General features: G+C 70.7%; 24 protein-coding genes and 2 pseudogenes. 18 read left to right on the top strand and 8 right to left on the bottom strand.

Translation table 11 applies throughout. The features are described from left to right. Window positions 1-141: 141 nt before the first annotated feature. From ACF1G2_RS33065 to ACF1G2_RS33055, 3 genes are all read left to right on the top strand, one after another. On the top strand, window positions 142-1,332 hold the full coding sequence (locus ACF1G2_RS33065) for a serine hydrolase domain-containing protein (RefSeq protein WP_391801845.1): 1,191 nt from the start codon (window positions 142-144) through the stop codon (window positions 1,330-1,332). A gap of 183 nt (window positions 1,333-1,515) precedes the next feature. After that, window positions 1,516-2,340 carry a class I SAM-dependent methyltransferase gene (locus tag ACF1G2_RS33060; RefSeq protein ID WP_391801844.1) on the top strand — a complete coding sequence of 275 codons (825 nt, stop codon included), beginning with the start codon at window positions 1,516-1,518 and terminating at the stop codon, window positions 2,338-2,340. Window positions 2,341-2,535: 195 nt separating this feature from the next. Next, a complete protein-coding gene (locus tag ACF1G2_RS33055) occupies window positions 2,536-3,117 on the top strand; it encodes a restriction endonuclease (RefSeq protein WP_391801843.1) in 582 nt (193 codons plus the stop codon). A 133-nt stretch (window positions 3,118-3,250) separates the two neighbouring features. Here the strand turns inward: ACF1G2_RS33055 and ACF1G2_RS33050 are convergent, their stop codons facing one another. Further along, window positions 3,251-4,279, bottom strand: coding sequence for a hypothetical protein (locus ACF1G2_RS33050; protein ID WP_391801842.1), 1,029 nt, complete (start codon window positions 4,277-4,279; stop codon window positions 3,251-3,253). A gap of 507 nt (window positions 4,280-4,786) precedes the next feature. Here ACF1G2_RS33050 and ACF1G2_RS33045 point away from each other — a divergent pair. The 3 genes and pseudogenes from ACF1G2_RS33045 to ACF1G2_RS33035 form a co-directional block, all read left to right on the top strand. After that, window positions 4,787-5,004, top strand: a pseudogene (locus ACF1G2_RS33045) (response regulator transcription factor); the annotation flags it as partial. 598 nt (window positions 5,005-5,602) lie between these two features. Beyond that, a complete protein-coding gene (locus ACF1G2_RS33040) occupies window positions 5,603-6,790 on the top strand; it encodes an FAD-dependent monooxygenase (protein WP_391801841.1) in 1,188 nt (395 codons plus the stop codon). After that, window positions 6,790-8,319 (top strand): hypothetical protein, encoded by a 1,530-nt coding sequence (locus tag ACF1G2_RS33035; RefSeq protein ID WP_391801840.1) that lies wholly within the window; start codon window positions 6,790-6,792, stop codon window positions 8,317-8,319. The genes ACF1G2_RS33040 and ACF1G2_RS33035 overlap by 1 nt, the downstream gene beginning before the upstream one ends. A gap of 57 nt (window positions 8,320-8,376) precedes the next feature. Here ACF1G2_RS33035 and ACF1G2_RS33030 read toward each other — a convergent pair whose 3' ends face one another. The 3 genes from ACF1G2_RS33030 to ACF1G2_RS33020 form a co-directional block, all read right to left on the bottom strand. Next, complete coding sequence (locus ACF1G2_RS33030; RefSeq protein WP_391801839.1) at window positions 8,377-8,559, bottom strand: UBP-type zinc finger domain-containing protein; 183 nt, start codon at window positions 8,557-8,559, stop codon at window positions 8,377-8,379. Between the two features lie 303 nt (window positions 8,560-8,862). Beyond that, window positions 8,863-9,042, bottom strand: a complete 180-nt coding sequence (locus ACF1G2_RS33025; protein WP_391801838.1) for a DUF6480 family protein — start codon at window positions 9,040-9,042, stop codon at window positions 8,863-8,865. A gap of 80 nt (window positions 9,043-9,122) precedes the next feature. Further along, window positions 9,123-9,614 (bottom strand): DUF427 domain-containing protein, encoded by a 492-nt coding sequence (locus ACF1G2_RS33020; RefSeq protein WP_391801837.1) that lies wholly within the window; start codon window positions 9,612-9,614, stop codon window positions 9,123-9,125. 185 nt (window positions 9,615-9,799) lie between these two features. Here ACF1G2_RS33020 and ACF1G2_RS33015 point away from each other — a divergent pair, with 185 nt between their 5' ends. Continuing rightward, window positions 9,800-10,525 carry a DUF2625 family protein gene (locus tag ACF1G2_RS33015; RefSeq protein ID WP_391801836.1) on the top strand — a complete coding sequence of 242 codons (726 nt, stop codon included), beginning with the start codon at window positions 9,800-9,802 and terminating at the stop codon, window positions 10,523-10,525. A gap of 319 nt (window positions 10,526-10,844) precedes the next feature. Further along, window positions 10,845-11,396, top strand: a complete 552-nt coding sequence (locus ACF1G2_RS33010; protein ID WP_391801835.1) for a hypothetical protein — start codon at window positions 10,845-10,847, stop codon at window positions 11,394-11,396. A gap of 221 nt (window positions 11,397-11,617) precedes the next feature. On the opposite strand, the gene ACF1G2_RS33005 is transcribed toward ACF1G2_RS33010, so the two are convergent. Next, on the bottom strand, window positions 11,618-11,971 hold the full coding sequence (locus ACF1G2_RS33005; RefSeq protein WP_391801834.1) for an STAS domain-containing protein: 354 nt from the start codon (window positions 11,969-11,971) through the stop codon (window positions 11,618-11,620). A gap of 472 nt (window positions 11,972-12,443) precedes the next feature. Here ACF1G2_RS33005 and ACF1G2_RS33000 point away from each other — a divergent pair, with 472 nt between their 5' ends. From ACF1G2_RS33000 to ACF1G2_RS32990, 3 genes are all read left to right on the top strand, one after another. Then, the gene (locus ACF1G2_RS33000) at window positions 12,444-12,818 is read left to right on the top strand and encodes a hypothetical protein (protein ID WP_391801833.1); all 375 of its coding nucleotides are present in this window, start codon (window positions 12,444-12,446) and stop codon (window positions 12,816-12,818) included. 423 nt (window positions 12,819-13,241) lie between these two features. Then, window positions 13,242-13,844 carry a DUF485 domain-containing protein gene (locus ACF1G2_RS32995; RefSeq protein WP_391801832.1) on the top strand — a complete coding sequence of 201 codons (603 nt, stop codon included), beginning with the start codon at window positions 13,242-13,244 and terminating at the stop codon, window positions 13,842-13,844. Further along, a complete protein-coding gene (locus tag ACF1G2_RS32990) occupies window positions 13,841-15,460 on the top strand; it encodes a cation acetate symporter (RefSeq protein ID WP_391801831.1) in 1,620 nt (539 codons plus the stop codon). Before ACF1G2_RS32995 ends, ACF1G2_RS32990 begins: the two co-directional genes overlap by 4 nt. A 283-nt stretch (window positions 15,461-15,743) precedes the next feature. Here the strand turns inward: ACF1G2_RS32990 and ACF1G2_RS32985 are convergent, their stop codons facing one another. Beyond that, window positions 15,744-16,202 carry a hypothetical protein gene (locus ACF1G2_RS32985; RefSeq protein WP_391801830.1) on the bottom strand — a complete coding sequence of 153 codons (459 nt, stop codon included), beginning with the start codon at window positions 16,200-16,202 and terminating at the stop codon, window positions 15,744-15,746. Between the two features lie 274 nt (window positions 16,203-16,476). Between ACF1G2_RS32985 and ACF1G2_RS32980 the strand changes: the two are divergent. The 4 genes and pseudogenes from ACF1G2_RS32980 to ACF1G2_RS32965 form a co-directional block, all read left to right on the top strand. Beyond that, window positions 16,477-16,676 (top strand): annotated as a pseudogene (locus ACF1G2_RS32980) (DUF5133 domain-containing protein); the annotation flags it as partial. A 350-nt stretch (window positions 16,677-17,026) separates the two neighbouring features. Then, a complete protein-coding gene (locus ACF1G2_RS32975; protein WP_391801829.1) occupies window positions 17,027-18,649 on the top strand; it encodes a PP2C family protein-serine/threonine phosphatase in 1,623 nt (540 codons plus the stop codon). After that, the gene (locus ACF1G2_RS32970; RefSeq protein ID WP_391801828.1) at window positions 18,646-19,755 is read left to right on the top strand and encodes a B12-binding domain-containing protein; all 1,110 of its coding nucleotides are present in this window, start codon (window positions 18,646-18,648) and stop codon (window positions 19,753-19,755) included. The genes ACF1G2_RS32975 and ACF1G2_RS32970 overlap by 4 nt, the downstream gene beginning before the upstream one ends. Before the next feature lie 30 nt (window positions 19,756-19,785). Further along, window positions 19,786-20,175, top strand: coding sequence for an STAS domain-containing protein (locus tag ACF1G2_RS32965; RefSeq protein WP_391801827.1), 390 nt, complete (start codon window positions 19,786-19,788; stop codon window positions 20,173-20,175). Window positions 20,176-20,272: 97 nt separating this feature from the next. On the opposite strand, the gene ACF1G2_RS32960 is transcribed toward ACF1G2_RS32965, so the two are convergent. Beyond that, window positions 20,273-21,103: an alpha/beta fold hydrolase gene (locus ACF1G2_RS32960; protein WP_391801826.1), complete on the bottom strand. Its 831-nt coding sequence runs from the start codon at window positions 21,101-21,103 to the stop codon at window positions 20,273-20,275. A gap of 707 nt (window positions 21,104-21,810) precedes the next feature. Here ACF1G2_RS32960 and ACF1G2_RS32955 point away from each other — a divergent pair. Both ACF1G2_RS32955 and ACF1G2_RS32950 read left to right on the top strand, forming a co-directional pair. Further along, entirely contained in the window at window positions 21,811-22,407 is a 597-nt protein-coding gene (locus ACF1G2_RS32955) for a hypothetical protein (protein ID WP_391801825.1), read from the top strand. A gap of 437 nt (window positions 22,408-22,844) precedes the next feature. Next, window positions 22,845-23,381: a hypothetical protein gene (locus ACF1G2_RS32950; RefSeq protein ID WP_391801824.1), complete on the top strand. Its 537-nt coding sequence runs from the start codon at window positions 22,845-22,847 to the stop codon at window positions 23,379-23,381. 142 nt (window positions 23,382-23,523) lie between these two features. Here the strand turns inward: ACF1G2_RS32950 and ACF1G2_RS32945 are convergent, their stop codons facing one another. Then, window positions 23,524-24,129 carry a hypothetical protein gene (locus tag ACF1G2_RS32945; RefSeq protein WP_391801823.1) on the bottom strand — a complete coding sequence of 202 codons (606 nt, stop codon included), beginning with the start codon at window positions 24,127-24,129 and terminating at the stop codon, window positions 23,524-23,526. Window positions 24,130-24,402: 273 nt separating this feature from the next. Here ACF1G2_RS32945 and ACF1G2_RS32940 point away from each other — a divergent pair, with 273 nt between their 5' ends. Next, window positions 24,403-25,179: a class I SAM-dependent methyltransferase gene (locus tag ACF1G2_RS32940; protein ID WP_391801822.1), complete on the top strand. Its 777-nt coding sequence runs from the start codon at window positions 24,403-24,405 to the stop codon at window positions 25,177-25,179. The last annotated feature ends 75 nt before the right edge of the window (window positions 25,180-25,254 follow it).

Raw genomic sequence — 25,254 nt, 5'->3', positions numbered from 1 at the left:
AGGGCCCTGGAGGGCACCGGCTGACGCGGCGGCTAGGCCGCATGGAGCACGGGGCAGGCACATCCCGACCGCGCGTCCGATGCTGGGGCGGACCCTCTCAACCGGGTGGCCCCCGCCCGGTGTCCCCGCGAAGGAGCCCCCGTGTCGGCACGCTCTGAAGTCCGTTCCCGTTCGCGCGTATCCCTGCGCCTGTCCGCCGCCGGCCTGGCCGCGTCCGCGGTGCTCGCCGCCCTGGTCCAGCCCGCACAGGCCACGGCCACGCCGCCGTCCCCGGACAGGGCGCTGCAGCAGCAGCTGAACGACCTCGTCCGTACGGCCGGAGGGCCGCCCGGAGCGATCGCGCTGATGCGGCAGGGCGACCGGACAGCGGTCTACCGTGCGGGCGTCGCCGACACGACGACGGGCCGCCCGCCCCGTATCACCGACCACATGCGGATCGCGAGCGTGGCCAAGGCCTTCAGCGGAGCGGTAGCCCTGCGCCTGGTGGACAGGGACAGGCTGAGCCTCGACGACACGATCGGCCAGCGCTTGCCGTCACTGCCCACCGCATGGCATCAGGTGACACTTCGCCAGTTGCTCAACCACACCAGCGGGCTGCCCGACTACACGACGGCGCCGGCGTTCCTCGAGATCCTGCAGGAAGACCCGCGGCACCACTTCGACCCCCGTCGCCTGCTCGAATTCGTCGCCGGCGAGGACCTGCGGTTCGAGCCGGGATCGCGGTACGAGTACTCGAACTCCGACAACATCGCCGTGGCGTTGATGGCCGAGGCGGTCACGGGGCAGCGGTACGAGCGGCTGCTCGAACGGCTCGTGTACCGGCCCCTCGGCCTGTGGCAGACCAGCCTGCCCCAGGGCTACCGGCTGCCCGAGCCGTATCTGCACGGCTACGACGTGACACCGCCCGCCCCGCCGGAGGACATCAGCGAGGTCCTCAGCGCGTCGGGTGTCTGGGCGTCCGGCGGGATCGTCTCGACGCCGAAGGACCTGAACGCCTTCATCCGCGCCTGGGCCGGCGGACACGGTTTCCTCTCGAAGGAGACCAGGCACGAGCAGCGGACCTTCATCCCGGGTGCGGCCTCGGAGCCCGCCGGCCCCGGCGTCAACGCCGGCGGACTGGCCATCTTCCGCTACACGACGCGCTGCGGCACGGTGTACGGCCACACCGGCAACTTCCCCGGCTACACCCAGTTCGCGGCCGCCACCGCGGACGGCCGGCGCTCCCTCACGTTCTCGATCAACACCCAGACCAGCAAGAGCCTGAAGCCGGAACTGCTGGCCAAGGTCCGCGCCGTCCAGGAGGACTTCGTCTGCGCCCTGCTGCGGCACTGACGCCACGCTCGTACGGAGGGAGATCCCTCACCGCCGCCCGACGGTCCTGAGGCTCAGCTGGGACGAAGCCGTCGGAGAACGTACTCCGACGGCCGCCACAGCGCCCGTACGGCAGTGAACGCCTCTGCGCGTCACCCGCTTGGCCCCGCCCCCTCGGGCCGCGGCAGGGTAGAGATGACGGACATGAGCAACGAGCATGCCGCCCCCCAGTCCCTGAAGGCGAAGCACCGGGCGATGTGGGCCCTGGGCGACTATCCCGCCGTGGCGACGCAGGTCATCTCCGAGCTCGGGGACGTGCTGGTCCGGGAATGCGGCATCCGGCAGGGCGACCGTGTCCTCGACGTGGCGGCCGGCTCCGGGAACGCGGCCATCCCCGCCGCCCTTCTGGGCGCCGACGTCATCGCCTCGGACCTCACCCCGGAGCTCCTGGACATCGGGCGCGATCTCGCGGCGGAGCGCGATGCGCGGCTGGACTGGCGCGAGGCCGACGCCGAGGCACTGCCCTTCGCGGACGGCGAGTTCGACACGGTCATGTCCTGCGTCGGCGTGATGTTCGCCCCGCACCACCAGGAGGCGGCAGACGAACTGGTCCGGGTCTGCCGCCCGGGCGGCACCATCGGCCTGATCAACTGGACCCCGGAGGGGTTCATCGGGCAGATGTTCGCCACGATGCGCCCGTACGCGCCACCACCCCCGCCCGGAGCCCAGCCGCCGCCGCTCTGGGGCAACCCGGACCACGTGAGCTCCCTGCTCGGGGATGGTGTGACGGACGTGGAGGCTCGCCGGCAGGCGCTGCGAGTCGACCGGTTCGCGCGACCGGAGGAGTTCCGGGACTTCTTCAAGGCCTGCTACGGACCGACCATCGCCACGTACCGCTTCATCTCCGATGACCCCGAGCGAGTGGCCGCTCTCGACGACGCCCTCGTCGAACTGGCCTCGCAGCACTTCGTCGACGGCGCCATGGACTGGGAGTACCTGCTGGTCACAGCCCGGCGGGCGGCCGCGTAGGGAAACGTCGACCTGCCAGGCCGCAGCAGGAACCCGGACGCCCGCGCCCTCCTGCCGCACTTGTTCGCCACCTTCTGCCCGAGCTGAGAAGGCGATCCCCTCTGCGCATCCGCGCCAGATTCCTCCACGTCGGGATAGAGCGCGGCCCGGGTGGGGAGCCAGCTGGCTGACAGTGACGTCGGGGAGGGGCAGAGCATGGGAACGGGCGCGATGGTGCTGGTGGCGTCAGCCGTCCTGGGGGCGGGATGCCTGGTCGCGGTTCTGGTGCGTGCCGGGAGGCGTGAGGCAGAGGCCGAGAAGGTCCGCCTGGCCGAGCAGGCGCGGGTCCAGGCCGTGCGGTCGATGGAATCGGTCTGGGGCATGGATGACCGCGAGTTCGAGGAGTACGTGGCGGACCTGTGCCGCCGGGACGGCTGCACCGAGGTCCGCCGGGTGGGCGGCGCGAACGACATGGGTGCCGACGTGACGGGCCGGCTGCCGGACGGCCGGAAGATCGTGGTGCAGTGCAAGCGCTACGCGAAACACCGCACCGTCGGCAGCCCGGACCTGCAGAGGTTCAACGGAACCGCGCGCAGCGAACACCAGGCGGACATCCCGCTCTTCGTCGCCTCGTGCAAGTTCACCAAGCAGGCCAGGGCCTTCGCCGCCCGCCACGACCTGGTTCTCGTCGACGTCGACCTTCTCGGCTTCTGGAACAGCGGCACGGCTCTGACCGCACTCCTCGAGCTGGACATCAGCCGATCAGGAACCAATCGGAAGCTGACCCCGGACAACTGAACCGCTCGACGGCCGGACTCGGCCAGGGAGGGACGGAGGGGGTTGTCGTCGTCCCCGGTACGCCGCCAGAAGTGGGCTGCGTACCGCGGACCACGCTCCAGCCGTAAGTCCACGCCGGATCCCCCTGGTGCTGTCAACGGTCGGTTCTGCGGAAGATGCCGAGGCTCTTCGTGAGGGATTTCAGCGGTGAGGTGTCCTGCTCGGCGGCAGGCGGTGCGAGTGTCCTGGGTGCGTTGCTGCCGCTGGTGGCTTCGGCGAGCGCGGCGTGGGCCGACTCGGCAGCCTCGCGGTACAGGTCGCAGGACGCCGTCATGGCCTTGAGCGCCTCGGCGTACCGCGTGACCATGGCCCGTGCGTGGACGAGTTCCTCATCAGGAGTGAGCAGATGCCAGCCTTGGCGCAGACGCGTGAGGGCTTGCTCCGCGCCGTCCGGCAGCGGCCGTGGCAGTGAGGCGAACTCCGTGATCTTTCGGAGGAGTTCGGTCGGCTCGGTGCCGTCGAGGAAGACGTCGCCCACGGTGAAGCGTTCGGCGTCGTAGCCCGGGGTCTGCGGTGTGGAGGGCAGGACGACAGCTCCTCCGCGCGGAAGCCCCACACCCAGCTCGCGCTTCATCGCGAAGTCGGCGATCAGTGCCTGCTCCGGCGTGGCCCGGTGCTCGATGACCCGGTGCTTGATGCTCGGCGGCAGGAATGCCGTGACCGGCCGCCGACCCAGCGCGTCCGGCGTCATCGCCTCGTGCACCACGACATGGATGAACCAGCTCTGTCGGCTGCAGTCCCGCAGCAGCCGCCGCAGCTCGCCGTCGTCCTTGGGCAGGTGGTTGACCGTCCGCAGACGCCCGCCCGGCACTCTGTCGTGATCCCAGGCGACCTGGTCGCTGTCGGGCCAGAACACGGTGGCGGGAGAGGGCCAGCTCGCTTGCCACGCCGTCTCCGCCTCGGCGGCCAGCACCCAGGCGACCTCGCTCTCGTTCCCCGTACGGCGGGACTCCGGCTCGTAGGTGGTCAGTTGAGCACGCACCGTGACGTCGCCTGCCACGCGCCAACGTGCTTCGAACACGCGGCGGGCCGAGGGGCCGGGGTCGGCGGCCTCGTCCCGGGGGAACAGATCGGTCGAGCGGGCGGCCTCGACGGGGTCGAGGTCGACGAAGTCGTCGATCACTCTGGCCGCCTTGAGAGCGAGCAGGTTACGTCGGACGTCACGCTCGGCTTCGGGCCCGACGTGACGCCCCCGCCCGAGCCATGCGGTATCGGGGGCAGTGGTCGATGAGGAGGTGCTCTTGGCCATGGAACCGTCCAGTGGGTGATCGGGGCTCGACGACCAGTATGGTCCGCGGCCCGAGCAGCGAAGTCCACCAGCCCGCACTGACCGGGCGGAGCGCGGTGCCGGGGGTGAGGTCTCAATGTTGTCGGCCAGAGCCCGCCAAGCCTGTCCGGGCCGACGATCACGCCATCAGGCTCCGATTCGTCCTCTTCGGCCGTTCCGCCTGCGGCAGCCGGCGCTCACCGGGCTCGGCGAAGCCGGATGAGGTGTGGCGGGTGGCCGAAGTGCTCTGGGCTGGGTTGAGAGCAGCAGCACGGCGCCTCAAGCTGGTGACCGCCGCCCACATCTCCTCTCTCCTCACTCACGCGCGGCCGACCTCATCCGCACCTACCTTCGAGCGCGCCCCGCTCGGGCAACGCCCTGCCGGAACGGCCCATCACCGAACGCGAAGTGGGATCCTGAAACTCGTCGCCGAGGGCCACCGCTCCAAGGAGATCGGCGACCTCCTCGTCATCAGCCCCAAGACCGTGGAGCGCCACCGCGCCAACCTGCTCCAGAGACTCGGCATCCGCGACCGCCTCGAACCGACCCGCTACGCGATCCGCGTCGGTCTCATCGAACCCCGACCGCCGCCCCGCCCCGCCGCAAAGGAACCGTGTGTCCGTGCAACTCGCCCTCGCCCTGTACGTGGTCCTCTTCGCCTGCGCCCTGACCTTCACCCTCAAAGCCGCCCGGATCCGCACCCTCCCCCGCCTGGCGCCGCTACCTCCCCATCGCCCTCCTACTGACGGCGACCGCAACCAGCCTCCTCCGCGGCGTCGGCGTCCCCGAACCGGCCGGGCTGGTCGCCTTCCCCCTCAACCTCGCCGCCATCGCCCTCGCCGCCAGCGCGATCAGGTCCCATGGCGAACGCGCCCGGAGCAAGGCCAAGCAGCAGGCAAGGCTGTAGCACTCACAGGTAGCCGCCCTCCCTCGCGTTCTGGATCACAGCCACAGGTCAGCGGCGATCGACCGGCCACACGGAGGGCGTACGCCCTCCCCACCCCCCCCGCCGCGTCCCGGGCGACGGCCTCGGCCCGAGAGCCTCCCGACGTTGACAGGCGTGGGGTGACATGTTGCTATGGGTCGCCGCTCAGCCCTCCCACCTGCGCCGCGTCCCGTCCCCACCCCACCCACCGCACGCGCCCTCGCGGCGGAGCCCCAGAACCCGAGCGAGGAACCATGCCGCAGCGCGCCGCGACCGTCGTCGGCGGCGGGATCGGGGGCCTCGCGGCCGCGATCGCTCTGCACCGGCGCGGGTGGCGCGTCCAAGTCCTCGAACGCGCTCCGCGGTTCACCGAGATCGGCGCCGGGATCTCCCTGTGGCCCAACGCGCTACGCGCGCTCGACACGCTCGACCTGGCCGGCACCGTGCGCACCCTCGGCGCCGTCGAGACCGCGGGCGGCGTCCGCGACCGCAGGGGACGCCCGCTCTCGCGCACCGAGACCGCCGAACTGGTGCGCCGCTTCGGACATCCCCTCGTGGTCCTGCACCGTGCTGAGCTGCTGCGGGCGCTCACCGAGGCCCTGCCGCCGGAGTGCCTGCGGCCCGGCACCGACGTGACCGGCGTCCGCGACGACGGCCACGGCCTCGTCGTCGAGCACAGTGGGGGAGCGTGTCGGGCCGACCTCGTCGTCGGCGCCGACGGGCTGCGCAGCGCGGTCCGCCAGGCTCTGTGGCCCGACGCGCGCGGCCCCCGGTACGTCGGCTACACCGCCTGGCGCATGGTCACCGAGCCTCTCGCCCAGCCACCTTCCGAGGGAGCCGCGACCTGGGGACGCGGCGAACGGTTCGGCTACACCTCGCTGCCCGGCGGCCGGATGTACTGCTTCGCGACCGCGTCCCTCCCGCCCGGAACCACCTTCGGCACCACCGAGCACGCCGAGCTGCTGCGCCGGTTCGGATCCTGGCCGGAACCGATCCCCGCCCTCCTGTCCGCCGTCCCCGCCGACGCCGTGCTCCGCCACGACCTGTACGAACTCCCGCCGATGCCCACCTTCGTACGCGGCCGGGTCGCCCTTCTCGGCGACGCCGCCCACGCCATGACCCCCAACCTCGGCCAAGGCGCCTGCCAGGCCCTGGAGGACGCGGTCACGCTCGCCGCCTGCCTCGACACCACCGCGGACGTGACCGCCGCACTCCGCTCGTACGACCGGCTGCGCCGCCCCCGTACCCAGGCGGTCGCGCGCCGCTCCGCACGGCTCGGCGCGCTCGGGCAGCTGGCGTGGCCGCCGGCCGCGTTCCTGCGCGACGTCGCCGCCCGACTCACGCCGGAGCGGGCGACCCTGCGTTCCATGACACCGGTGCTGGGCTGGACCCCGCCCGGAGCCCCCGCGACCCCGACCGCGACGGATGACGAGACCGCCTGATGCCGGACTGGACCTATCACCCCCTGCGCAGCGCCGCCGCCCGTGCCGTCGGCACGCGCCGTTCGCAGCGCACCGCGCTGAGGCTGCTCGCCGCGATCGGCTCCCGGCCCGCCGGGGCGCGGCTGATCGCCCGAGGCTTCGGACACCGGCACCCCCCGGAGCGGCTCGCCGGCGAGCTGGCCGGCGTTCCCGTGGCCGTGCGCCTGGGCATATCCGTCCCGCCCGCGCTCGCCCACGAGACCGTCCGGGCCATGGCCCCGCTCGGGGCGGGTGTCGTCGAGGTGGCGCCGGTCGCGGCGGAGGACGTCGAGACCGTTCGCGCGGCCGCCGCCGGCCGCTCGATACCGGTCGTCGTCCGAACCACGGACCCGGAGACCGAAGCCGCCCTCGCCGCCCACGTCGACGGCTTCACGCGCGACAACGAGCCCCGGGCCGTGCGGGTGTCAGACCCGTCGGTCGGCGCCGCGGCCGCCGCGCTCGACGACCCGGACACGGTCGTTCTCGCCCGGCCGGGTGTGCTCGTGGAGGCCGGACCCGGCTGGTTCGCCCGGGTCACCGAGGCCGCCACCCCCACCGCGCCCGCCGCCGGGCTACGCGACGTCGGCCTCGATCCCCGCCGGTGGCCCGCCTGGGTGTGGGGCCTGCTCGTCGGGCTCGGCATGACGGGCGCCGGACTCGGCGCGGCGGCGATCACGCTCGGGCCCGTACTGCTCTGGTACGACCGCGACTACCTCGGCATGACACTGGACGAGCTGCACGCCGCCAACCACCACCTCGTGCACTTCCTCCAGCACGACCGGATCACCATGGCCGGCACGATGGTGTCGATCGGCGCCCTCTACACCGGCCTCGCCGTCGGCGGGATCAGACGCGGCAGGGCATGGGCCCGTGAGGCGTACCTGCTCTCCGGTGCCATCGGCTTCCCCACTCTCTTCTACTTCCTCGCGACCGGCTTCGTGGAGCCGCTCCACACGGCCACCACGCTCGTGCTCTTCCCGCTGTTCGTGGCCGCGGTCCGCCGGGCGCCGCGCACCCCGCGCTGGCGCCGGATGCCCGAAGGCCCGGAGCGAGAGCGGCGGCGGGCCCTGGTGGGTCAACTCCTGCTCATCGTCACGGGGGCGGGCCTGTTCGTCGGCGGCACGGTCATCTCGCTGGTCGGCCTGACCGGCGTCTTCGTGCCGAGCGACCTGGTCTTCCTGGGCGCCGACACGCAGGCTCTGGAAGCCGTGAACCCCCGGCTCGTCCCGTTCGTCGCACACGACCGGGCGGGCTTCGGCGGTGCGCTGATGGCCGCGGCCGCGGCCATCACGCTGCTCAGCGCGTGGGGCTGGGGGCGGGGCGAGGCCTGGGTGTTCTGGTCCCTGGCCACGGCGGCGGCCTTCGGCTTCCTGCCCGCCGTCCTCGTCCACGGCGCGATCCACTACACGGACTTCCTCCACCTCGCGCCGGTGTACATCGGCGTCATCCTGACCGCCACGGGCCTGCTCCTGGCCCGCCCGTACCTGTGCGCGAAGTCGTCGACCCCCTAGGGGCCGGCCGTCCCGGGGTCCCAGCTGCTCCTGCCGTGTATCGGCCAGGGCCGTGCCTCAGTTGCCGTGGCCTCCGTGCTGCGCAGCGGCTGTGGGGGAGGCGGGTGTCAGATAGACCTCGTCGGCGTAGCACCACGCCCAGACCCCTTCGGCCGCGGCCGCGATGGGGTCCCCGGTGTGAGAGGCGTGCTGATAAGCGTGGGCGCCGGGGGAGCTGTCGCAGCAGCCATTTGTCCGCACCGCAGGCAGACGCGGAGGTGGACCCAGTCGTCACGGTCCGCCGCCAGGCATTCGGCGCAGCCGGTGACGGGGAGCCGTACCGGGGGTGGAGTCTCGTCATCGAGGTGCCGGCACGGCGGCGGGTGCGTCCGTCCGGCGTCGGGAGCGACTTGCCAGCCTTCTGCGGGCACCAGGACCGAGCCCGCCCGGTCCGCATGGCTTCTCGTGTTCGCCGATGCCCCGCGACCGACGTCGAGGGCCGATCGCCGGGGTTCGGTGCCGTCGTTTGCTCGTGTCTTCGTGATCCGTCTCGACGGATGCGGCTCACCAGCCGGCGATCCTGGCGATGAAGAAGGCCGCCACGATCAGGGCGCCCAGCACGATGACGGCGAGCAGGACTCTGGGGTGTTCCCACAGGCCGCCGTCGGGGCGTTCCTGGTGCGCTTCCGCCGTGGAGCCTTCTGCGGGCGGCGTCTCGCCGGGGCGGATGTTGGGTGTCGACATGGTGTTCTCCCGAGTTCCGGATCTTGTTCCTCGTAACTACCCCGTACGGTTTCGGGGCGCTGAGAGCTCTCGGCGCAGGGTCACCAGCCGTCGCTGCCAGGGGGGCCTTTGAAGGGGCCGGTTATCTCCGCGGTGATCCACCCTCCGTAGAAGTCACCGGGCTGTGGCAGCACCTGCTCCCCGTCGACAGTGCAGTTGTCGACGCGACCGGGATAGAAGGCCACGTGACCGGCGAGCACGGCATATGCGGGGTCGGGCGCCTCGTAGCTCCAGGCCACGTCCGCGACGGTCGCCCCGGGAGCCGTCCAGGTCCAGTAGGAGGCCAGGCCCTTCCACTCGCAGTGCGTGACCCTGGCCGATGGCGCCAGCAGGTCCATGCGAACGTGCTGCCGCGGTACGTAGAAGACCGGCGGGTGACTCGTCTCGAGGACGCGTACGCACCGGCGCGAGTCGGCAAGGACGACTCCGCCGTGGCGAACGACGATCCGACGTGCGTCAGGAACCGCACGGGGCGGTCTGGGGTACTCCCAGACCGATTCGGCCGGTCTGAGCCGTCGCTGGACCTGGTCCATGTGCCATCACCCTCTTCTCCAGCTCTTCCCCGGCGGCACACAGCACGGATGCAGGAAACCTGGACATGCGCCTCGGGGCCGCCACCGGGGACGCCGTCGGCGAGCACGCCGCGCAGACGCGCCTGCGCGTGAGGGCGGTCGAGCCCACACGATGAGGCGATCCCGAAAGGTGCGACCATCCTCGGATGCGAGGGATCGAACAGCTGGTCAATGTGGACGCCCCGGTGTGGCGGGAACTTCAGGGAATTCTGAAGTCGAGCTCCGTGCCGGTTCGAGTGCTGTCCGGAGACATCGAAGAGGGCCGCCGGTGCCTTCTGCAGATGCAGGTCAGCGCGGGATCGGTACTGGGTGCACTGGCGTTGAACACGGGCGGATTGCTCGTGGACAACGGGTGGGTGCGCGTGTTCGGCGGGGGTACGACGGCGGAAGGGCGACTCCCGAGTCTGGCGCAGGTCAACCGTTTCCCCACGGTCTTCGATCCTGGGTGGCTTCCCGCGACTGGTCTTGTCGTCGGCCAGGACGTTGTCGGAGGGGTGTTCGCGTTGAACGGTGGCGATCCCGCGGCTGCGGGCCGCCCCGGGGCACCTGGCCAGATGACGTACTTCGCTCCCGACACCCTGGCGTGGGAGGCGATGGAGATGGGTCACTCGGGGTGGGTCTCCTGGCTGCTCTCGGGCAGGCTGGAGACGTTCTACGACGGAATGCGCTGGCCCGGGTGGCGTGAGGAGGCCGAGGCCCTGGCCTTGGGGCATGGCCTTTCCGTCTACCCCTTCCTGTGGTCCGAGGAGGCTCACGCCGATCTCGCGGCCACGAGCCGGCGGCCTGTGCCGATGCGCGAGGTGCTGGGAGTCGCAGCGGACTTCGCCCGTCAGATGGGGCCGTCCGATCCCGGGTTCCTGGGCGACGTGTGACTGGCTTCGCTGTCGGTCCTGGCGTGTCGGCGAAGGTGCCGAACGTGTCTGCGGCTGCTTCTGCGCCATGGTTCTGGACCGGCAAGCTGGTTGCCGCCGCACCCGTCGGCGCGCTGGCGCAGGACGCCGTTCGGCGCCGGAAGCCGGTGACGTCCGGCCCTGCCGGCGGTCGCCGAGAGGACGAGCGCGAACCGTGCCTGGCGGGTGGCAGTGTGGGCTGAACGGTGGTCGTCCGTTCGGAGTCTCGTGTGTGACGGCTCTTCAGGTCCGGGGGAGGGTTCTGTCGCGTCCGTGTTCGTCGCACCTGAGGAGTCCTCACATGGTCCGTCTGTCCGCCCTGGCCGCACTGACCACCGGTGTCGCGCTTGCCGTGACGTCCACCCCGGCTGTCGCCGAGCCGGAGGCGGGGGCGGCGGTAGCCGACAAGGCCGCGACGTACCGCGCCACGGCTCCCTTCCTGCAGCATGACGAGGGCGTGCGGGCCGGGTACAGACCCGACCGGTACTGCGTCTCCGACTCGGCGGGTGGTTCGGGAGCGCTGGGTTACCCGCACTTCAACCATGCCTACGACAATTCGACCGACCCGGCGAAGCCCACCGCGCTCTTCTACGAGGATGACGGCAAGGGGGGCAAGCGTCTCGTCGGTGTCGAGTGGCTCGTCTTCGACAGGGACCAGGACCTGGCCACGGACGACGACCGGCCGAGCATGTTCGGCATGCCCTTCAAGGGGCCCAAGCGCGGCAACTTTCCCGGTCAGCCCGCGCACTACGCCCTGCATCTGTGGCTGTGGAAGAAGAACCCCCGCGGGCAGTTCGCCACCTTCAACCCGGCCGTCAGCTGTCTGCCCGGCACCACCCGCCCGACTGTCTGAACGAACAGGGCGCGGCGGCCTGCCCTGTCGCCGCTCAGGAGCGCCGGCCGAACCGCCCGCCTTCAACGCAACGGCCCGCCGCACCGACGAAACGCCGCTTCCTCTTGAACACGAGCGTGGACACGAGCCAGATCGCCTGGCCCCCGGCCGACTGTCGCCAGGCGGGGGAGCCGCCGCACGGCGTGGGCGTGCCTCCAGGCACGCCCACGCTCTGCGCCGTATCAGGCTGGTGGCGCGGAACGCGGACGAGGCAGAGGAGCTTCGGGCTCGTCGGGGAGGAGCACAGCATTGGCGCCGGTCAGTTCCAGGACCCGCAGGACCCGGTCCTGCAGGCCGGTCAGAACGAGCGGGCTCCCCTCGCCCTGCAGGCGCCGGTGAAGACGGAGCAGCAGATTCAGGCCGGAGGAGTCCATGAAGGTCACCTCGGACATGTCCAGTCGCAGCGGTGCCCCGTCGGCCGGGGTGAGGTGAATGACACGCTCAAGGGCGGGGCAGGACGCGAGGTCTATCTCACCCGAAACGGTGATGACCGTGGCGTCGGTGTTCTGCCGGGTGGTCACGGTGAGTTCGTTCATTGGTCGCCCCTCACTTCCAGGGGTCGAGCCCAACGCACCCCGGTATGGGGTGCCAGGAGCGTGACGTGGGGTCACGCACAGCCAAGCAAGACAAACCCGAACCGCCTCTGCGCCCGCGTGAGGGCGTTCAGGAGCGATCGGGGTCTCCTACCAGACCAGGCTGGTGTCCTGGCAGCGTGGCACACGCAGGACGCCGATGGCCACCCCGCCTCCTCCTGCCAGCCGCGTACAGGCGCCTCACGACCCGGCCGTCACGAAGGTGTGGAGATGGCTGGGCTCGGAGCCGATCATGACTGATCCGACGCACCGGGGACGCAACGCTTCCTTCCGTGACCGCATGGCCGGCTGAGACGGGCCCGGAGCAGCGCGATGTGGCTACGCCGGTGGCGACCCTGGATGAACTCGGCGAGGTCAGAGGTACGGTCATGGAGCTGGTGGGACCACGTTGTACAGAGGGGGCTTCACGGTGGGTATGGCGATTGTCGACTGGCGCGATCAGGCCGCAGCCGAGGAGGCGTGGGACACGTACCTCGACGGGACGGGCGGCTACCGTGACCCGTGGGGGATCTACTCGGCCGCGCACCTGATGAAACGCCAGCGGCAGAGTGCTCTGGCGGCGCTCCGGGGTCAGGGCTATGACATACCCCTGACCCCGGATCCTTCCGCTGACTGGGCTGCCCATGCCTCGATCTCGGACTGGGGAGGAGAGTGGCTGCCGTCCGAGGTTCGCGCCGCCCTCGAGCATGTGCCTGAGGACGTTGCGCGGCGTGCTTGGCAGCATGGCTTCGCCGAGGCCCTGGACTGGGCGTCGTTCACTCACCTGAGCTGGTCCACGGACACGTTCTGACGGCGCCTTCGGCTCTCAGGGCAGTGCGGTCCCGCCGGTGGGGATCATGCCGGCCTCCCGCCTGTCGACCGCGCCCGCCCCGGCTCCAAGCACCACCTGGCCAGGCCGATCGGGGCCGGGGGCGGCCGAGGGCTTCGACCCGACCACATCGCCGGCCCGCCACGCGCATTCGCCGGACCGGTCGTGCAGAGTCGTGCAGAGCGGACTGCCCGGCCCCCGGGGGTGGCCCGAGACCCACCCGTGACCTGCGGGAAGATCCACGACGGGGTTACCGCGGGTTCCTTCGCCGCACACACAGGATCGTCACCGAACCGACATACCGAGCGGTCGGAAACCTCTTACGCAAGGGCTATACCCATGAGTAACGTACGCGGACCACCGGCGCCACCCGCCCGTCCCCCGGGGCGGCAAGGAGCAAGATCGATGTCGTACCACCAGTCCTTCCCCGGCCCACCGCCCCCACCGCAGCACCGGAATGCCGGGCGGCACCGCCAAGAGGCGGCTTCGCAGTCCTGGGAGGGTGGATCGTCGTCCTGGGACACCGATCCACAGGCGGCCTGGGACTCGTCCCCGCGAGCGTGGGACTCCTCGCCGCAGGGCCGGGACTCCAGCCAGCAGCCCTGGGACGCGTCCCCGCAGCCGCAACCGCCCGTCGCCACCGACGATCGCGCTGATGTGCGCCGGCTCGGATCGGCTTACCGCAGGCTCCGCCGCGTCGCCACCTTCACCGCGCTCGGCTACTTCGTCATCTTCCTTTTCCTGTCCGGCTACGCCCCCTCGATGATGACCGGCACCATCACCGGTGGTCTCACCACCGGTCTGGTCCTGGGGCTCCTCCAGCTGCCCGTGGCGCTGGCCGCGATCGCGCTGTACGAGCGGATCGCGCGCAGGCGCGTCGACCCGCTCGCCGCGGCGATCCGCGAACGCGCCGAGCAGGCGGCCGCGGCAGCCGAGCCCCGACCGGAACGCCAGAGCCGCCCCGGACGTCCCGAGTGGCAGCGGCACACCGGAGGTGCGCGCGCATGACCAGCTTCAGCTCCGAGGCCCAGACCATGTCGCTGATGGCGTTCATCGCGGTCATCACCGTCACGCTGCTGCTGTGCGTGATGACCGGACCCGATCGTGACGACCTCGGCGAGTTCTACACCGGCTACCGCTCGCTGTCTCCCGTCCAGAGCGGCCTCGCGATCGCCGGGGACTACATCTCCGCCGGCACCGTTCTCGGCACCATCGGCATCATCGCCCTCGTCGGCTACGACGGCGTCACGCTCGCCCTGAGCACCGTGCTCTCGCTGGTCCTGATGATGTTCCTGCTCGCCGAACCGCTGCGTAACGCCGGGCGGTTCACGATCGGCGACGTCCTCACCCGGCGTCTCCCCGGCCCCGCCGTGCGGATCACCACGGCCGCGGTCACCCTGACCGCACTACTGCCGCTGGTGGTCTTCCAGCTCGCGGGCGCCGGCGATCTCCTCTCCGTCGTCCTCGGCTTCGACTCCGACGGCTTCAAGACCGGGGCGATCGTGTTCCTGGGCCTGCTGATGATCGCGTACGCGGCGATCGGCGGGATGAAGGGCACCGCCTTCATCCAGATCGTCAAGACCGTCGTCCTGCTCGGCGCGTCCCTCGCGATCGCCGCGCTCATCCTCAACCGCTACGACTTCAGCCTGTCCTCCCTGCTGGACGCCGCCAAGCTCGGCAGCGGGGCGGGAGACGCCTATCTCGCCTCCGGTCTGCAGTTCGGCGGCAACGAACTCGACATGATCAGCACTCAGTTGACGGTCGTGCTCGGCGCCGCGGTGCTGCCGCAGATCACCATGCGCATGTTCACCGCGCGCAGCGCGGCGGCTGTGCGGCGCTCGATGTCCTGGGCCGTGTCGACCGTCGTCGTGACCTGTCTGCTGATCGCCGTCATCGGCTTCGGCGCGGCGGCGATCGTCGGCCACCAGGGGATCGTCGCCGGCGACCCGCAGGGCAAGACGGCGTTCCTCATGGTCAGCCAGGCCGTCATGGGCACGGACCAGACGACCGTCGAGACGCTGCTGTTCACGGCCGTCGCGACAGCCATCTTCCTCACCCTGCTGGCCTCGGTCGCCGGGATCACCCTCGCCTGCGCCAACACCCTGGCCCACGACCTCATCACGCACGGGCTGCGCCGCAAGGCGCGACTGAGGCCCTCCGCAGAGATGGCCATGGCCCGGACCGCCGCGGCGGGCGTCGGGCTCGTGGCGATCGCGATCGCCGCCGGTGCACGGCATCTGAACCTTCAGGCACTGCTCACCCTGTCGTTCTGCATCGGCGCGTCCGCGGTCGCACCGGCCCTCATCTACAGCCTCTTCTGGCGCCGCTACTCCCGTACGGGTCTGCTCTGCACCCTCATCGTGGGCAGCGCCTCCGCGTTCATCCTCATGACCGGCAGCAACCTGGTGTCCGGATCGCCCCAGGCGATCTTCCCGGATGAGGACTTCAACTGGTTCCCGTTCACCACCTCGGGCATCCTCTCGGCCCCGCTCGGCTTCCTCGCGGGCTGGCTCGGCACGGTGCTCTTCGAACGCGACCCGGCGGACCAGCGCATGCGGTACGAAGCGGTGGAGGAGACGATCCTGGCCGGTACACCCGCTGCGAGCGGCACCTCCACGTCCTGAAGCGAACGCCTGGAGGAAAGGGCGCCCGGCCTGATGCTCCAGGCCGGACGCCCTCCTGGCCGCGCGAGCCGCGCGGGCGATCCGTGAGTACCTGGGAGAGCCCGCGAGCCGGACCCGCATCGTGCCGCGACATGCCGGGGCCGTCGGCCGGTGCCCCCTCAACGTGGGCGGCCTTCGCGAGGAGCAGGCCGGTCCGGGAGTCTCACCTCGGCGTCTCGGGCGGCGGTCGTTCGCGTGGCTGCCGGGGCAGCTCCGGCTGGTCCGGGTCACGCGTTCGCACTCGTCACTCTTCTGGGCCGGGGCTGTCGCCGCGCGCCGTGTGGTCCGGGTGTCCGGCGGTGCGGCGAGCCTCCTTCATCTCCGCCTCGTACAGATGGTCCCTGCCGTCGACCAGGTCGGCGAGCGCCTGACGCTCCACCTCTCTGAACGGCTCGTAGTAGGTGCGGTTGTACTCCTCGACGATCTGAAAGGTCCAGTGTCCGGGGATGACGTTCCGGCCCAGGATCTCCCGCTCCACGCGGTCGGCCCACCGGCCGTGGCCCGACTCGCGCAGCAGCGTCACCGCCCGGTCCAGCTCCAGGTCGGAGCGTCCGGTCAGTTGGTGGAAGGCGTAGAGGTGGCCGCGGGCTCGCTCGGTCGTCTCCAGGGCCTTCGACAGGGATCCGAGCGCCTCCACCGTGGCGTCGGTGACACCGTCGGGGCGCTGATGGTCGCGGTCGGGCCCGTCGCCGTTCTCGTACACAAAGAACCGTCCTTGAGGCTGGGATTCCTGTGGCTCGAAGCGCTCCGTCGTGACGCTGACAGATTCTTCGCTGACTCATCCCAGACCACCGGCGCCGCGACGGCGACCCGCGGGGGGCCACTCGGAGCAGCCCCCGTCGGCCGGCGGCCTCGGGCAGCGGGTGCGGGATCCGCCTGGTTGCACGAGTCCGAGGACACGCGGGGCCCACGACCGCCGTGGGACGGGCTTGGGCTGGCCGCGGGGCCAGGTGCGTCGCATCCCGTACGCCCGCGCCGTGCGGCGGGCAGACTCCGTGGCCGAGAAGCGTGATGTGCGGCACACCGAGGACGGGATTCACGAGGTACGGCGGCGCATGGAGGAAGTCGCGTACACCCTGTGGGTCTCCACGGGAACGCGGGACGCGGACACGGCGCTGGTCGCCGCCCGTACCGCCTGCCCGAGACGCGCCCCAGGGATGATTCGCGCCTGCCCGCCCTGCCCGGGACGCGCCCCGGGAACGACGGGCTCCTGCCCGCCCTGCCTGCTCTGCCCGCCCTGCCCCCCGCTCGACCGCGCCGCTCCTCCCGATGTGCGGACGCGCGGTTCAGGTGATGTGACCGCGGCGTGAAGGTTCGAGGCTGTTCACGGCGCGCGCCGGGCACGTGTCCGATACAGAAACCGGCGGAATTCACAGCTCAGCGGCGCGGTACGAGCGGGAGGCCCGGCCGCGGAGGCCGTGTTGCGGTTCGGACGGCAGGTGAGGGATGGTTGCCGATCAGCAAGAGTTTCCACGACAACGTGATGTGAGAGGCAGGTGAGGGCCCGTCCGCAAGGCCCAGGGTTCCATGACCAGTTTCGCCCAGCGTCCCCGAGCGGGCGCCGCCAGCAGTGCGGTGAGCGGCCTCGAGGCTCCTTACCCGGTCATGGTGATCGACAAGGCCGGGCACGTCGTGGACCTCAACGACGCGGCTGTCGCCCTCCTCCCGAAGGTCCGCGCCAAGCGCTCCGTGCCGCCCCCCGGCTGGCTCGCTGCCGCGCACGGCGTTCCCGGCGTCACCGACGTGAGCGGCACGGTCGGAGACCGCTTCTTCTCGGCCCACCCCACCGCCCTGCCCAGCGGTGACACGGCGTGGTGGCTGGTGGAGCAGACCGCCTACCGTTCGGTCCTCAAGGAGTTGGAAGCCGAGCGCGAGCGCACCCGCTTCCTCACCGAGGCCTCCAGCAGGCTCCTGGCGTCGCTGAACCTGAAGCGCTGCATGGAGGTCACCGCCCGCCTGGCCGCGGAGCATCTCGCCGACGCCGCGTTCGTCATCGCCCCGAGCATGGCCCGGAAGCTGCCGGTGGTCGTCTGCGACCACGAGGGGCGTGTGTCCCACCAGACCCTCGCCAACGCCGCGCATGCCCTGCCGGGTCTGTCGGAGGCGTTGCGCGGCTTTCCACCCGCGCCGTCACGCTGGATCGACCCCGCCTCGGCACCCGCCTGGCTGATCCCGCCGGGGTTCGGCGAGGTCGGCTCAGTGGCGATCACCCCGCTCCCCGGCCATGGAGTCCCGGCGGGGGCCCTGGTGTTGCTGCGCCGGAAGCAGCAGAGCGCCTTCACCGAGTCGGAGGAGGAACTCGCCGGCCTCTACGCCGCCCGCGCCGGGGCGGCCATGTCGGCGGCCCGGCTGTACGCCGAGCAGAACACGATCACCGACACCCTCATGCGCGAACTCCTCCCGCCCACCTTGCGCCAGTTGGAAGGCGTGGAGTTCGCCGGAGGGTACCGGGCCAGCGGTGACAGCGAACGGATCGGCGGCGACTTCTACGACCTGCACCCTCCCAGCGAGGACTGCCGCGAGACCCTCGCCGTCCTCGGCGACGTGGCGGGCAAGGGGCTCGAAGCCGCGGTGCTCACCGGAAAGATCCGCAACACCCTGCAGGCGCTGCTCCCGCTGGGCGCCGATCACGCGCGCATGCTGCGGCTGATGAACAACGCCCTGCTCAACAGTCACCACACCCGCTTCGTGACGCTGGTACTGGCCTCGGCCCGCCGGGAACAGCAGGACGTCGTGCTCCGGCTGACCTCCGCCGGACATTGCCCACCCCTGGTCGTACGGGGGGACGGAACCGTCCAGGTGCCCGACACCGGTGGCACCCTGATCGGCGTCCTGCCGGAGATCATCTCGCGCACCGCCGAGGTACGGCTCGCACCGGGCGAGACGTGCCTGCTGTACACCGACGGCGTCACCGAGGCGAAGGGCGGCCCGCTGGGCGACGCCCAGTTCGGCGAGGCACGGCTCCGGCGCGCCCTGGCCGGGTGCGCGGGCCTGCCTGCCGAAGCAGTCGTCGAGCACGTGCAGATGCTCGTCTCCGAGTGGATCGGCGACGGCGTCCACGACGACATCGCCGTCGTGTCCATCACCGCGCCCCGCGGCGCGCACCTCAGCGCCGTGGACGGGACGACCAGTGGCAGGTTCACCCCATGACGATCATTCCCACGCAGGGCCGCGACGACGCGCGCGGCCGTCACCGCATCGGCGCCCGCCTCGCGTCTCCGCACGGCGACGAGCGGTCCGAGCAGTGGGCCGACAAGCTGTGGTCGGCGGTCCGAACGGCCGACGAGTACGCGGCCGTTGCCGTCGTCACCGGCGCGGTCGCGGCCGGGCTTGACCCGGAGAAGGTCCTTCTGGAGGTCGTCGGAGCCGTCCAGCACAAGGTCGGCATCGAGTGGGCAGCCGACCGTATGAGTGTGGCCGAGGAGCACGCCGCGACCGCCATCAACGACCGCGTCATCGCCGTCCTGACGACCCACGGCAGTGGGCCTCCCCGCGGCCGGCTGACGGTCGCCTGTGTGGACAAGGAATGGCACGCCCTGCCGGCCCGCCTCCTCGCCGAGACGCTGCGGCTACGCGGCTGGCAGGTGGACTACCTCGGTGCCCAGGTCCCTACCGCGCATCTCATCAGTCATGTCCACCGCACCGGACCCGCGGCGGTGTGCCTGTCGGCCGCGCTGTCCGTGCGGCTGCCCCTCGCGCACGCGGCGATCTCGGCCTGCCAGGCCGCCGGCGTACCCGTGATGGTCGGAGGCCTCGCGTTCGGTGTCGACGGGCGCTACGCCCGCCTGCTGGGCGCGGACGCCTGGGAGCCCGAGGCGCGCGCCGCCGCCGATCGGCTCGCCTCCGCTCCGCTGCCACCGCCACGGCCGCCCCACCAGGCCATCGACGACCTTCCGCACCTGGGCGACCAGGAGTACACCATGGTGACCCAGTCCGCCCGGAGCCTGGTGAGCGGGACGCTGGAGGGCCTCCAGCAGCGTTTCCCGGCGATGCGCGACTACGACGACGCCCAGCGCGAGCGCACCGCCGAGGACATCGCGCACATCGTCGATTTCCTGGCGGCCGCCCTGTACGTGGACGACGCCGACTGCTTCACCGGCTTCCTGGCCTGGACCGCGGAGATCCTCACTGCTCGCGGAGTCCCCGCTCACACCCTGCCACCATGCCTGGACCTGCTGGAGGAACGCCTGAAGGACTTCCCCCGGTCGCGCCGCCTCCTCGACGCCGGGCGCACCGCCCTCGCATCCTGTTCCTGATCCTGACCCCTTCACGCCAGGAAGAATCCCTTGACCGCCTTCCCTGACGCAGAGCCCGTCGTCCTCCAGCCGGCCACCGCCCCGCACACACTGTGCCTGGCCCTGGTCGGAGATCTGGGCTACGAGAACAGCGAGGAGGTCCTCGCCCTGGTGGGCGGGGAACTGTGGGCCCGCGAGGACGTCCGCACCCTGCGGCTGGACTGCCGAAGGCTGGACATGGTCGACTCAACGGGGCTGGCCGCTCTTCTGCAGATCCACCGGTGGACGCAGCGGGGAGGCATGGACCTGTACCTGGACCACCCCGGCCCGGTGCTGGAACGCGTCCTCCGCATCACCGGCACGTACGAGCACCTGACGGCCCCCCGACCGTTCTCACACGGCCAGGGAGCAGCGCCGCAGACCTACGAGATAGAAGGCTGACGTCGCCCCTCGCCGTACGCCTTCGACGAGGCGGGGCGACCGGCGGCGGACGTGCTCTCACGGCGGAGCGCGCGGCCACGGCGGAGGAGCCCCTGGCCTACCCCGTCACGAACGCGAGGAGGTCGGGGTTGAGGACGTGCGGATGCGTGGCCAGCATCCCGTGGGGGAGTCCTTCATAGGACTTCAGCTGTCCGTGCCGCAGCAGCTCGGCCGCCAGGGGAGCCGAGTCGTCGTACGGCACGATCTGGTCGTCGGTACCGTGGGCGACCAGGACCGGTACGTCGATCTGCTTCAGGTCCTCGGTGAAGTCGGTCTCGGAGAACGCCTTGATGCAGTGGTAGTGGGCGTTGGCCGCCCCCTGCATGCCCTGCCGCCACCAGTTGTCGATCAGCCCCTGCGAGACCTCCGCGCCGGGCCGGTTGAAGCCGAAGAACGGCCCCGAGGGGACATCGATGTAGAACTGCGCGCGATTGGCCACGAGAGAGGCGCGGAACCCGTCGAAGACCTCGATGGGCAGGCCCCCCGGGTTGGAAGGCGTCTTCACCATGATCGGAGGCACCGCGCCGACGAGGATCGCCTTGGCGACGCGCCCCGGAGCGGCGCGGGCGACGTAACGTGCCACTTCGCCGCCGCCCGTCGAGTGGCCGATGTGAACGGCGTCCCGCAGGTTGAGTGCGTCGGTCAGCACGGCCACGTCGGCCGCGTACGTGTCCATCTCGTGCCCGGTCGCGCTCTGCGAAGAGCGCCCGTGGCCTCGCCGGTCGTGAGCGATGACGCGGTAGCCCCGGTCGAGAAAGAACAGCATCTGGTTGTCCCAGTCGTCCCCGCTGAGGGGCCAACCGTGGTGGAACACGATGGGCTGGGCGTCCCGGGGGCCCCAGTCCTTGAAGAAGATGCCGGTGCCGTCGTTGGTGGTGACCGTTCCCACGGCTGATCCTCCGCCCGGTTGCGCGATGCGGTGTCTTTCGCAGGGTTCACACAGAAGGGAAGTGACCTGCGTCGCCGAACGCCACGAACATACCCCTCCGCAGAAATGAAGTCATTTCGGGCATTGCCTCCTCGCAGGTCGGCGGTGCTCGGCGACGCCCGCCGGGGCCGAGGGCCTCCAGCCCGCAATCCGATACGTGGCCGGACGTCCTCGCCGTCGCGAACGTCGGTACGGAAGACATGCCACGCCACGTGGGTAGGACGCGCCCACCGGCGCGCGCTGTGTCCCCTTCCGATGCCCTAAAAGTACGGTCGCACCTGTACCCATGCGGGCCTCACCGGCAGTAGGACGCGTCATGGCGCGGAGAGGCTCCCGGACTTCGATCTGATTGGACCGCTGTGATTGATGCAGCCGCTCGTGCAGACCAACGGGTCGGACGGGTACGGGACGACCCGACCGGGCGCATCGCATTGGCGCAGGAGTTCTATGCGACCGCCTCCGAGTCTGTCCGCCGGTATGGCCGCGCTGAGCTCAGCTTTCTTCGATGGACCGCTGCCCGCGGTGTGCTGGCGTCGGAATCCGCAGACCGCCCAGGCAGCCCGTGGTGGCGATCCGTCAACGAGGGACTCCTGAGAGACAAGGTAGAGGCCGGCATTCTGTCGACCACGTGTGGCACCAGCGCAAGCACTCGTAGCGTCGATTACTGGATGGAATTCGTCCGGGCACCGTCGCCGGCTCACTGGTACCGCGCCCACAACGCCAGCATCGTCTCGGGGTACCTCAGGCACGTAGACCTGGCTGATGCGGAACTCCAGGTGGAGCGCTTCATGATGAACGTGGCGCTGCTCCGTGTGCTCTTCACGCACGCGATGCTGGTGAAGCCGCGACTGGCTCTTGGGCGCCTGGCCAGGCTGGGGCCACGGCTGGTCGATCCGCGCCATCGGACGGTCAAGCTCTTCCTCGACCTTGGCAGATCGTTTCCGTCCGAGTACCCACTGACCCTGCCGACGGAAGAGACGATCCTCGACGAGCATGCCCTGGCCCGAATGCTGGACTACGGCCTGATTGCGCCACGTCTGCCGGCGCTGTACGAGTTCTCGGCGCACGCGCTCGAGGAGCCACGCCTGGAGGACCTCCTGGACGCCGGCGTCCCTGCTTATGCATGGCCGAGAGGAGACCGGTCGATCTGGTACGTCGGCAACACAGGCGCGCACCTCAGTGCGATCGCCCGGGCTTCCGGCGTACGACTTGACTGGCAGCGGTCGCCGGCGACCCGTACCGGCAAACGATGGAGGCGCTCCTGACACAGGTGTGTGCCGTCGGGTTCGTCCCCATGCGGGACGTGGGCAGTGCGGAACCGAGCGACCTCAGCGAGCTCTCGCCACATCAGATGGGCCACCCGCGACGGCGAGAGCCCGGGCAGGTCGGGCCGCTACCGCTGCTGAACCGGGGTGCGAGCGGTCGGTGAGCAGCTCCGCATGACACGAGCCCCCACCTCCGCCGACGTGCAGAAGGTGGGGGCTCTGGGCTGTCCTTCGTCGGCCCGGGGCAGTTCGGATGCGCTCTGGGCCGACCTGGTCGGGGCTGTCGGTACGGTCGGTCGCGTGGTTGCCATGCGTGGTCGTCTACTCCTTGACGGGACCGGTAGCCGAACGGGTGCGTGCCGATGCGACGCGGGGGGGCGTGCCGGCCATCCGGCACGCCCCCCGGAACCAGTGTCTTCAGATTCTTCGATCGGAGTGTGGAAGGAATGTGGGTCGAGCGCATCGCCGAGACCACGAACTGGGAGCCGCTTCGGCTGGAAATCCCCTGGAACAGCGTGGAGGACGACCTCGGCACCGCGCTGCCGACGGACTACAAGAAGCTTGCCGAGACATTCGGCATCGGGGAGTTCTCGGAGTTCATGAGGGTCCTGAGCGTCGACGCCACGCGCCAGTTCGACCTGACTCACATCTGGCACTCGCACCTCGACACGAGTCCCGAGGAAGGGGCCGATCCCGTCCTCAAGCCCTACCAGGTGTACCGGCCCGGTCGACGAGGCCTGATTCCTTGGGCCTTCGCGGAGATGGACTGCAGCTACTTCTGGCTGGCGTCGGCGGACGAGGACCCGTCGACCTGGCCGATCGTCACCCAGGGCGAGCCGTACTCCTGGCACGAGGTGAGCATGTCCACCTCCGAGTTCGTCCACCGCGTCCTGACGGACCCGGAGTTCGAACCCTTCTCCATCGCGCACCTGATGCCGGAGCCGGGCTTCCACCCGATCGGCCGGGCGTGGTGACGACTCGGCGCGGACAGCGGTTCCTCGGACGGTTGCTGGGCGCAGGTCGGCGGGAATCACGATCCTTGTGGATCGCCCCGGCCCGGCTCTGACCGCATGGCAGGAGGCCTGGATGGGGCGGTCAGAGACAAGCCGCCGCCGGTCAGGGCCGCAAGCCGGCCCGCCTGAGTGTGATCTCGCAGAGACCGGCGATGACGTCCCGGTCCCCCTGACGCCAGGCGTCGGCGAAGCCGCCCTGAGGGGCCGGGAGTGCGACGAGGTCGCCCGGTGGGCCGGTGAGAGCACGCAGGGCGAGCAGATCAGCGCCTCCAGGGGAATCGAGGAGGCGGCGAATGGTCGCGCTGCGCCGGATCCAGAGCAGACGTGGCGGGAGCCACACCAGGAGTACGAAGGCCACGGGAATGACGATCAGAGCCGTTGCGGTGAAGGTTGCCACGCGGCTGACCGTTTGCTGGAGCGATTCTCCGGCTTCGGCAAACCCGGTACTGGCGTCGGCCGCGGACTGCAGCGGCTTCTGCAAAAGGCCACCGACGAACGGCACGTTCGACGCCGCGTCGCCGGCGTTGCCGAGCTCCGTGGCCAGGCTGTCGCCCGAGCTTTCGACCTTTCGCCCCGGCTCGGCCAGAAGCATGATCGTTTCGCGGACGGTCAGGGCGCCCCACACCGCAGCGACGATCAGAAGTACGGCGATCAGGTCCGCGAGCACCTGACGGGTCCGGCGTGCTGGTGTCTGAGCGTAGAGGCGCATCGGCGGGCTCCCGTTCGGGTCGTGGCGTCGAGGATGACCGACCACCGCCGGGCGCGGATCGGCCGGCCGACCGTACGTCGGGCTCGACTCTTCCACCTCTCCACAAGAGAACGACCGTGACACGACGCCTGACCAGCACTCGGTGAATGAGGATCAGGGGACTGTCCGTGGCCGGCAGCACGAGCAGGGGGAGCCGGCACGCCTTCTCGCCGGGCAGGGGCTGGCTGCGGCAACGGCCTCGGCCGTTCTTCGAATGGAATCTAGTCTTCTGCCGTGCCGGAAAATTCTGTGACCCGCTTCTACGACGGTTTGGCCGACGACTACCACCTGATCTACGCGGACTGGGATGCGAGCATCCGACGCCAGGGGGAAGCCCTGGATGCCCTGATCGGACCGGATCGGGCGCAGGTGCTCGACTGCTCTTGCGGTATCGGCACACAGGCCATCGGCCTGGCGCTGCGCGGGCACCACGTGACGGGCAGCGACATCAGCCCCCGCGCTGCCGCCCGGGCTTCCCAAGAAGCCACCGGGCGAGGCTTGGACCTTCGCACGGTCGCCGCCGACATGCGGCGCCTTTCCTTTGCCGATGCTCGATTCGACACCGTGGTCTGCGCCGACAACTCACTGCCCCATCTGCTGACGGAACAGGACGTGTACGCCGCCCTTGCCGAGATGCGCCGCGTGATGCGTCCCGCAGGCACCCTGCTGATCAGCACGCGCCCCTACGACGACCTGCTGCGCGACCGCCCCGCTTCGACGCCACCGCAGGTCCACGGGACCACAGGCCAGGCCGGCCACGAAGACCGGACCGTCACCTTCCAGCTCTGGCACTGGCATGACGACGGGGAGCACTACGACCTGGAACACTTCCAGCTCCTCCCGGCCGGCGGAGAGTGGCACGTCCGTGTACGACGAACCACCTACTGGGCACTTGGCCAGGACCGGCTGTCCACCCTCGTCGCCGAGGCCGGGTTCGTCCACGTCGAGTGGCGGACGCCCGAGCAGACAGGCTTCTTCCAACCGCTTCTTGTGGCGCGGGCCGGCGAGTAGACGCCAGAGCCACCGGAGAATTGCGCCGGGCAGGAGCGGCGGGAGAATCTCCCCGACTGGGTAGCCTCCCGCGTA

The organism is Streptomyces sp. NPDC013457, from assembly GCF_043089925.1.
Taxonomy (GTDB): domain Bacteria; phylum Actinomycetota; class Actinomycetes; order Streptomycetales; family Streptomycetaceae; genus Streptomyces.
Note: the sequence above shows the minus strand (reverse complement) of the source record. Positions and strands in the feature narration are given on the sequence as shown.